Source organism: Pseudobacteroides sp. (assembly GCF_036567765.1).
In the GTDB taxonomy this organism is placed as follows: Bacteria; Bacillota; Clostridia; order Acetivibrionales; family DSM-2933; genus Pseudobacteroides.
Genome location: NZ_DATCTU010000131.1, coordinates 1 through 9,268 on the forward strand (window position 1 = coordinate 1; position 9,268 = coordinate 9,268).

General features: G+C 38.6%; 12 protein-coding genes. 9 read left to right on the forward strand and 3 right to left on the reverse strand.

Annotated features, from left to right (window positions below; genetic code table 11):
- The 4 genes from VIO64_RS22545 to VIO64_RS22560 form a co-directional block, all read left to right on the forward strand.
- The coding region (locus VIO64_RS22545; RefSeq protein WP_331922002.1) for a hypothetical protein at nt 1–718 on the forward strand (718 nt) is incomplete at its 5' end.
- Nucleotides 696–983 carry a hypothetical protein gene (locus VIO64_RS22550; RefSeq protein WP_331922003.1) on the forward strand — a complete coding sequence of 96 codons (288 nt, stop codon included), beginning with the start codon at nt 696–698 and terminating at the stop codon, nt 981–983. The genes VIO64_RS22545 and VIO64_RS22550, both read left to right, overlap by 23 nt.
- 15 nt (nt 984–998) lie before the next feature.
- Nucleotides 999–1,496 (forward strand): hypothetical protein, encoded by a 498-nt coding sequence (locus VIO64_RS22555; RefSeq protein WP_331922004.1) that lies wholly within the window; start codon nt 999–1,001, stop codon nt 1,494–1,496.
- A gap of 404 nt (nt 1,497–1,900) precedes the next feature.
- Entirely contained in the window at nt 1,901–2,185 is a 285-nt protein-coding gene (locus tag VIO64_RS22560) for an ATP-binding cassette domain-containing protein (RefSeq protein WP_331922005.1), read from the forward strand.
- Between the two features lie 455 nt (nt 2,186–2,640).
- Here the strand turns inward: VIO64_RS22560 and VIO64_RS22565 are convergent, their stop codons facing one another.
- Genes VIO64_RS22565 through VIO64_RS22575 form a run of 3 tightly spaced genes read right to left on the reverse strand, consistent with a single transcriptional unit; the run spans nt 2,641 to nt 3,346 of the window.
- Nucleotides 2,641–2,985, reverse strand: coding sequence for a DUF2493 domain-containing protein (locus VIO64_RS22565; protein WP_331922006.1), 345 nt, complete (start codon nt 2,983–2,985; stop codon nt 2,641–2,643).
- Between the two features lie 19 nt (nt 2,986–3,004).
- A complete protein-coding gene (locus VIO64_RS22570) occupies nt 3,005–3,136 on the reverse strand; it encodes a hypothetical protein (RefSeq protein ID WP_331922007.1) in 132 nt (43 codons plus the stop codon).
- A gap of 39 nt (nt 3,137–3,175) precedes the next feature.
- Nucleotides 3,176–3,346, reverse strand: a complete 171-nt coding sequence (locus tag VIO64_RS22575; RefSeq protein WP_331922008.1) for a SymE family type I addiction module toxin — start codon at nt 3,344–3,346, stop codon at nt 3,176–3,178.
- 222 nt (nt 3,347–3,568) lie between these two features.
- Between VIO64_RS22575 and VIO64_RS22580 the strand changes: the two genes are divergently transcribed.
- From VIO64_RS22580 to VIO64_RS22600, 5 genes are all read left to right on the forward strand, one after another.
- Nucleotides 3,569–4,111 (forward strand): glycoside hydrolase family 9 protein, encoded by a 543-nt coding sequence (locus VIO64_RS22580; protein WP_331922009.1) that lies wholly within the window; start codon nt 3,569–3,571, stop codon nt 4,109–4,111.
- Nucleotides 4,112–4,367: 256 nt separating this feature from the next.
- Nucleotides 4,368–5,255, forward strand: coding sequence for a VOC family protein (locus VIO64_RS22585; protein ID WP_331922010.1), 888 nt, complete (start codon nt 4,368–4,370; stop codon nt 5,253–5,255).
- A 12-nt stretch (nt 5,256–5,267) separates the two neighbouring features.
- Nucleotides 5,268–5,684, forward strand: coding sequence for an SRPBCC family protein (locus tag VIO64_RS22590; protein ID WP_331922011.1), 417 nt, complete (start codon nt 5,268–5,270; stop codon nt 5,682–5,684).
- A 202-nt stretch (nt 5,685–5,886) separates the two neighbouring features.
- Nucleotides 5,887–8,496, forward strand: coding sequence for a putative bifunctional diguanylate cyclase/phosphodiesterase (locus VIO64_RS22595; protein ID WP_331922012.1), 2,610 nt, complete (start codon nt 5,887–5,889; stop codon nt 8,494–8,496).
- A gap of 2 nt (nt 8,497–8,498) precedes the next feature.
- On the forward strand, nt 8,499–8,687 hold the full coding sequence (locus tag VIO64_RS22600) for a hypothetical protein (protein ID WP_331922013.1): 189 nt from the start codon (nt 8,499–8,501) through the stop codon (nt 8,685–8,687).
- Nucleotides 8,688–9,268 lie beyond the last annotated feature (581 nt).

The following is a 9,268-nucleotide window of genomic DNA, read 5'->3' on the forward strand; positions in this document are numbered from 1 at the left end:
TTTTACAGCTATCCAATCTTGCACATCTTTCACCTCTTTTATCCCTCCACATGTATTGATCATATGGATAGGATACATTTGTATTCTCAAGGGGTCAATTTTACTTGTAAATCGGGGGTCAGTTTTAATTATAAATCAACACGTTGTCAAACCGCCTGAACAAAAACCAATAGAACAAAAGCCGGTAGAGCAGAAGCCAGTGGTAACCAATCCGTCGAATAGCATAGGAACAAATGGTAATGGGACAAATCAAACAGTGATACCGACACCAGCTAAAGTAGAGCCTGCACCGGCACCACCAAAATCAACTCCAATAAGAGCCGGAGGTGAATTGAAAGATTTAGGTAACGGTATAAAAGCATTTGCTTTGAGTGTTTCTGATTTAGCACATGGAATATCTGCCGGTGTTATGGAAAGTATTACGTTTGGAGAATCCGAAAAGATATATGTTTATTATGATAGTAATAATAAGATTGTATATTTAGTTGGAAAAATTATTGGTAATACTATAACGGGAGTTGCTGGAGGAGCAGGCACTTTCGGAAGTGCGGCAGGAATTGGAGGCACTGGAGGTGCAGGGGCCTTGGTGTTATCTGGTACTCTGATTTATTGCGGAGGACTTACTCTAAGTTCTGCATTTAACGCTGCTGTGAACATCCAAGCTTTGATACACTTGGCAACAACCGGTAATGGTAGTGGCAATGAGGGGGGGGGATAATGCTCCTAAGGTAGTACAAGGAAAAGGTCAAGCACCGAAAAAAGGAGACGCCAACTCAGTATATGAGAAGGTACATAATGAAGACCCCAATAAAATTGTATCTCGAACAACTTATGATAAAAATGGTAATATTTCAACAAGGGAAGATTATGACCATACACACTTTGATAAAGCAACAAAAACAGAGTTACAAAACCATAAGCATATTTATGAGTATAATGACAAAGGTCAACGAATTGGTGAGAAAACTGTCCCGATTAAATAATGGAGGATGATGGAAGTGAGTATAAAAGTTTTTGGGGTTTTAGAATTACCTGATACGCAGGTACAAATAAATAAGCAAGTAGAGTTGTCGTTTATTATGATTGAATGTGCAACGAAAAACAAAATAGGAATTAAGGTTGGAGGTAATGTTGCTCAGAAACATTTACAAAGGTATGGTGATTTGCATAACAAACTACCTTTTGAATTAACTGATGACCCTATGGATGTTAATGCTGAATGCTTATTCGCAGGAGATGGTATTGAAATTCAGGTTTCTGATATAAGGGTAGATTCAGCAGAACCTTTATTAAGAAGAATGTCAAGAGTACAAAACTTTTTAAAGGAACTTACAATGAATAATATAGTTAACCAGATTATTTTGGATGTAAATATAGAAGATGGGGATGAATTTGAGACTATTAAGGTTTCTACAAATGAATTTAGTGAAAAAATGGTGGAATTATATGAGCAGGAAGGGAATTGGACTCCAACAGTAAGAATTATAATCAAATAATGTTTTGTAAAGGACGGTTGTCTACTTAATATGATGACCGTCTTTCTCTATGCCTTTTTGGCGAGGGCTACCCAGTGCCGAATAAATCAACTCTATCAATAAGAATAAAAGTAACCCTAGTAACCTAGTAATAACAAAAGCAAAACCCCCAAGTTGGAAACTCAGGGGCATGTCATTAATCTGAGGCTGGGATACCTCAGCCTGTTGATATTATGATATTATAACATCATAAAAGTCGTTGTATAAATTCATAATTCATCCAAGAATTATTCACATAGATCAGGCAGCCATATTTGCATATTTCGGACGCATCCGGGTTCATCCGCAATTGTGGGTATTTGCCATTGATGAAAGCAACAAAATGATCTAAACTGTCAGCAAACAATATAAAGGCGGAGATTATTTTGGCATATTCATTAGAGTTACAAAGGTACTATCCTGGAGAGATTGAAATAACTAGCAAAGATGAAACACCTGAGAAAATAGTAATAATTAATAATGTTAAAGTCAAAAACCTTAAGCCAGATAATATATCTTTCAAGGCTGAAGCATCAAAAATCACATTCTTAGCTGGACAAAATGGTGCTGGCAAGACAACTTGGATTAGAATAGCTTCAGGATTATTAGGAGCAACATCCGGAATGTTAGCTTTGAAAAAAAAGATGTATCTTATATTAGAGAAAAATTAGCTATAGTTTTTGATGAGCCACCAGTATATACTCATATGAGCGGAAACGAAAATTTAAAGCTTTTATCTGGTTTAAATAAGTCAGATTCAGAATGGAAAAATGAAATACTTAATATTTTAAAAATTGACCACCATTTTTTGACTATGAAGTGTATCTGAAAACTGATATCCAGAGGCTTGCAGAATGCATTCTACCTCCGGAGGGCCTTGGAAATGACTGAAATCAAATACTACAGCGTATTCCAAAAAGAGTTTCAGGATCTTGTACCTTATTAAAAAATCCCGCATCAACTTCTAAGCAAAGGTTTTAAAACTTTTATAAAAGCCGTATCGAAAAATACAGCCTTTAGAAAAACTTCAAAACCAAGAATAAAGGCATTCTCTGCAAAGCGTTAGAATCCGGCAAGCTGGAAACCCGCACAAATATCAACAGCCTATTCATGGTATAAAGTCAATTTAAGTAAAAATCCTATAAGGAATATTAGCACTCAAAACTCTGGAAAGCATGTCACGACTGCCTTTGCTCCTTGCTAAGTCATCATGGAAAATAAGTACCAAATCAGGCTTTTCCATCTTAATCATTTGGGCATTTCTGATAGGCCCGGCACTTTTACCAAACCTCTTCCAGTCTGCCAGATACTCAATATATTTGACGCCGCACTGACGAGCAACACGAACAGCCAGCGTATCAGCCCCACGGCATCCTCCGGCAATAACCAAATCAATATCAATGCTTTTGACAACGGCTAAAATCTTCTGGTAATCGGTATAAAAACGGCTTCCAGCTATCAAGACCCTCATATATACCCCCCTTCCGGTTTTACTGAAAAAGCCTGTAAAAAATACAAGCCTTTGCACTAAAGCCGAAAACTGCAAATACAGCTATATCAAGGCTTCTTGAAAATATATAGTATGTAGAAAAAGAACCTGAACTGATAAGTAGAGCTGCCATAATGTCCGGCAGCCCTATTTAAAAATCTCTCAAAATCCCTCATGTATCATCCTCACAATCTACAGGTCGAATAGTAATAATACCCTGTGACACATCAATAACAACCCTGGACCCAACCTCAAAACCATAAGTGGCAAGCCACTCAGCTGAAACCACAATAGCAGGCGAATCATCCAGCCAATGACTCCTGACAGATGATAAAGCTACCATAAAAAATACACCTCCCAAATACTACTCACAAGCCTACGGAGGAAAATGCCTCTGCATAAGCCGGGGCAAATGCTACCGCTCTATCATGCCTATGTCAATGGGACTTTGACAAAAAAAGATAAGAAAAAATACTTTTCTCCAAAGAAGGCTTTTTAGAGACTCCGTAGGCTTCATCCGATATGAGGGAAAGGACTGTTACCAGTACTTTCCCTCATATCTCAAGTGAAAATCTCAAAAAACAATGAACTTTATACGAAAATCAAAGATAACTTTATAAAGAATGCAGCCAGCATTTTAGAAACCTGGAGGAAAGACGGATACAAGGTAGCGTTGGATGATTATGTTTGGGGAAGCAATAAGGACTTGTGTGACCGTGCAATGATCCTCATAATTGCAGACAGGCTAACAGACAAGCAGGAACCAAGCTCTGATTACAATGCTGCTGTTTTAGATCAAATCCATTACCTGTTAGGACGTAATGCAATGGACATCAGCTATGTAACCAGTTTTGGAGAAAAAGCTGCCAAACATCCTCATCACCGCCAATCTGTCATCAAGAGCCAAGCTGTACCTGGCATGCTGGTCGGAGGACCAAACGGATATATCATGGATGTAAATGGTGACCCGGTTGCAAAAATGGTAGATGAAAAAACTCCACCGGCTAAGTGTTATGCTGACATAGACGGAAGTTATGCTACGAATGAAATTTGCATTTACTGGAATTCTCCGCTAGTCTATATCTTAGGTTATTTATATCAGAACTAAACACACTAAGGGTAAAAGTCCTTCCTCTGGCATTTATAGAGGAGGGACTTTTTTATATGTTATGTAGCCCGCCAGAGCTATATTTAGCAGGAAGGGATTGAGAAATACAAAGACTATCTTACTTGAGTAATAAAAGACTATAGAAAGTTGTTAATACATTATTTTGCCAAAATTTAATTTGTGTTTAAACCGTTATGGGAATTGGTATAATGACATTATAGAACAAAAATGATTTATGATTTAATAGGAGGTTATTATGCAAAAGATTGTTCCTCATTTATGGTATGACAAGGAAGCAAAAGAGGCAGCTTTATTTTATATTAGCCTATTTGACCAATCAAAACTGTTAAACACCACAGTTATTGAAAATACTCCTTCAGGAGATTGCGAAATGTTAAATTTTGAATTGGCTGGACAACAGTTTTCTGCAATAAGTGCAGGCCCCTATTTTAAATTTAACCCGTCAATTTCATTGATGGTAGCCTGCTACTCTTCAGAAGAAGTAGATGCTAAATGGAAAACTTTATCAGAAGGCGGAACTGAATTAATGCCTCTTGATGAATACTCATTCAGCAAGAAGTATGGATGGATTCAAGATCGATATGGCTTATCCTGGCAGTTGATGCTTGTAGATAATGGACAAGCTGCTCAAAAGATTACTCCAAACTTGCTTTTCTCAAATGATGCTTGCGGAAAGGCCGAGGAGGCTGTGAAATATTATACGGAAATCTTTGAATCTTCAGAATTAGGAATTATCAGCAAATACGGGCCAGGGGAAGCAGCGGCATCAAATGCAAAGGTTAATTATGCTTCCTTTAAACTTGACGGCTGCGATTTCTCAGCAATGGACAATGCTTTTGACGCGGAATTCAATTTTAATGAAGCATTTTCATTCATAATAAACTGTAAAGATCAAACAGAAATTGATTACTTCTGGGACAAGCTTTCTGCAGTGCCTGAAGCAGAGCAATGCGGATGGATTAAGGACAAATTCGGAGTCTCATGGCAGATTGTTCCCGAAAACATGGATCAAATGCTATATAGCGGCTCAAAAGATGAAATCCAGAGAATCACTGAAGCTTTCCTAAAAATGAAAAAATTTGATTTGGAGGCACTGGAGAAGGCACGTTTAGGAAATGGATAGGAGGGAAAAGCTATGGGAAATAGTAGAATAACGATAGAAACAATCGTCAACAGGCCTATAGAAAAAGTATGGGAATCATGGACATTGCCACAGCATATTATGGCATGGAACAATGCTTCCGAAGATTGGTATACGCCATCGGCAGAAAATGACCTAAGGGTAGGCGGAAAATTCAATTATAAAATGGCCGCACGGGATGGAAGCTATAGCTTTGACTTTTGCGGTGTTTATGATGAAGTAGTTTCTGGCAAGAAGATTGTTTATACAATTGTGGATGGCAGAAAAGTAGTAATTGACTTTACTGATGTAAATGGAGGTGTTAAAGTGGTTGAGACCTTTGAAGCCGAGGAAACCAACCCTATTGAAATTCAAAGATCCGGCTGGCAGGCTATTCTTGATAATTTTAAAAGATATACAGAAACATTTTAAACCACATTATCTGTTTTAATCTATACAAATCAAAAGTTAGATTAAGAAGAACAGAGTTTTGTGCATAAATAGAACTTAACATAAGACCAAAAAGGAAGCTAGAAAAAGAAGGATTTTTGTCGCATTTTGTAGAACCACTATAACTATATGCTTATAAACTGTTCTCATAGTATGCCTAAGCTATTGGAGGTAGTATTGCATTATGCCTATTAAAGCCACTGTTTTCAGGTTTCAAACAAATGCGTTAATTTTTTTGGCTCTTGCAGCACTATCCTTGATTTTTCAACTACAACCCATTGTTCTATTTCCCGGCATGGTTTTGTCCTTATCTTCTCTTACGCTGTTATTTACAGTATGCTTATATGGATTCAAAGGATCAGTTTCAGCTTCCTTCTTTGCTTACGGAGCTGCTGCTGTTCTTGGTGCAATAGATCTACAATCAGCTGTCATCCATATCGTCGCAATAGCTTTCATAGCTTGGAGAATGAAAACCAAGCCTGACAGACTTATTACCCATACACTTATGTTCTGGTTATTGGCAGGCGGACCGCTTATGGCTCTTTCAGCAACAATAACAAATGGCAGTATAGGCCTAATCGGAGTTTTTCATATTCAAAAAGAAATCACAATTGCTTTGATCAGCAGTCTTATAGTTGATATTATATTTACATACATCCCACTTAAACGAATTGGTTATGGGCGGAACTTACAAAAAGGCTTTCATTTCAACCGCATCATGGTACACACAACACTTGCGGCCATTACTATTCCTTATCTTTTATATGTGGGTGTAGCTGGCTACAACAGCACAAAACGTATTGTGGGTTCAGTTGACAGTACCTTTGTCTCCCAAATACAGATGATTGAAAGCTATCTTCGCAGTCAAACAGAAAATGACCTCTTTGCCTTAAAACAACAAGGTGTGGTGCAGGTATCACGTTTGGACCAGGAGCTGCACAACATCTCATCGGATACAGGCACCGAAATTGTTGTTACCGACCACAATAATAAAGTTATGGGATCCAATTCGACCGCTCCGAGGGGCTATCCCTTTATATGGCACATGGGCGGCAGTGTTGCTGCTGAAATTGGTACTATCAACTATTGGGTGCCAGACAGGAAATTCAGCAGTGAACTTGAAAAGTGGAGTTATGCATACATTATAAGAGAAAAAGAACTCCCCCCTCTGCGGCTAAAAGCAATAATGATGACACCTTTTGCTCCATATCTGTCTAGTTTAATGGATTCCTACGTCTATCAGCTTTGGGTATATCTGTTTTTTTGCTCAGCTATGTTTATTCTTAGCTCCCTGTTTAATCGTATCTTTTTTAAGCCTCTAGAAAAGCTGGCTGAAACTACGACAGGAATTCCTACTCGCCTTGCAGATGGAAATCGGATTGAATGGCATAAAAGCAGTATCGTTGAGATTGACACACTAGTACATAATTTCAAAACAGTTACAGATAACCTGGAAGGCATGTTTCACCGTACTCACCATATGGCATACTACGACTCGCTAACTGGCCTGCCAAATCGATTATCGATGCAGGATGCCCTTACTACATTGTTCTCCAGCCATATTTCAGACAAAAATCTAGCATTATTATTTTTTGACCTTGATCGCTTTAAGCAAGTAAACGACTCCCTTGGCCATGCTGTAGGAGATCGATTACTCCAAGCGATAGCTTCACGACTTAAAACGATTAAATCGGATTGTATTCATATCTTTCGTATAAGCGGGGATGAATTTGTTGCAATTGCAGATGGAATGGATCAGAAATTGGCAGAACATATTGCCAGGCATATTTTAGGTTTAATCCGTCAGCCCATTTATATTGATCAACATGAGCTCCACATCACATCAAGTATCGGGATAGCACTGTATCCCCAGCACGGGGACAATCCGGAAACTCTTATGAGGCTTGCAGACGCCTCCATGTATATCGCCAAGGAAGAAGGACGCAACACATATGTATTGTATACTGAGTCACTTCAAAGCAAATTATCTGAACAGATTTGGATAGAGCATCAGCTGCACAAGGCCTTGGATTTGAACCAACTCAATCTCCACTACCAGGCAATCGTTGACGGAGTTACATCTGAAATACATGGAATAGAAGCACTCATAAGATGGAATCATCCTGAAAAAGGCCTTATATCACCTGTACAATTCATCCCTATTGCCGAACAATCCGGCCTCATTATACCTATTGGACAATGGGTGCTAAAGGAAGCATGCCTGCAAAATAAGAAATGGCAGGATGCAGGATTTCAAAAGGTTCGAATTGCAGTCAACCTATCGGCAAGACAATTTTACAGCGAACGCTTGACAGATGAGATTAGGGCAATATTGAAGGAAACAGGACTTGAGCCACAGTACCTGGAGCTTGAAATTACTGAAGGATTTATGATTAAAGACCCTGGCTACGTAAACAACGTACTGAACGACCTAAGAGCAATGGGTGTTACAGTTTCCATAGATGACTTTGGTACTGGTTATTCATCCCTGGGACAGCTTAAAAACTTCCCTGTTAATGCAGTAAAAATCGACAGATCCTTTATCCAAAACATCGGAACCGACCGAAACAACATATCAATTGTAAAAGCAATTATTGAGCTGGCTCATGGAATGAACCTGAAAGTTGTGGCAGAAGGAATTGAGACAGAGGTAGAAAGGAATCTTTTGTTGCAGCACCACTGCGATGAAATGCAGGGATATTATTTTGCAAGACCCATGGATGCAGATAAATTTGCTAATACGTGGCAGCAGAAGATGAGTGGTTCCACATTATTAGAAAGTTTGAGGCTCTAACAATGAAAAAGTGCAAGTTTTTACTGCTCTCTCTATTTATTATCCAACTTACGGCATGCAGCATGCCCGGTGGAAAAAAAGCTCCTGAGGTTGTCAAACCGGGGCAAAACCAGGAAATACAAGAGCAAGATAAAGATCCACAGGATTCACCGGTTCAAGCCAAAGAAACCGGTAATCTGAGTATTAAGTAATAATATCCTAATTTCCGCTACCGCATACCCAACATCAGCACGAATATCTTCAACAACCCCAACAGTCACCCCAACACCAATAGCTACTCCAACACCAACTCATACTTTGTCACCAATCATTGGGTTTGATGAACCTAACAGTAATGCTCTAATACCTTACGGTTGTGATTTTACTGTAAGCGTGAAAACTATTCCTGATGGCTTGCAAGTGAGTAAGGTTGAGTTTTATATAAGGGATTATAAGATAGAAGAATCAGTACTTACCACTGTACAGTTACAGCCGGACCGACACTAACACCACCACCGCCAGTAGCAAAAGGCAATATCTCCTACGATTTCGATGCTGATTCTGACAAGATTGACAGGTCAAACTTTAAAGTCGAATTATTAGGCACAAATGTGTATTGCTATACTAATAACATTGGTTAATTCAACTTAGTAAAATTGTTGATTTATAATTAAAACTGACCCCCGATTTACAAGTAAAATTGACCCCTTGAGAATACAAATGTATCCTATCCATATGATCAATACATGTGGAGGGATAAAAGAGGTGAAAGATGTGCAAGATTGGATAGCTG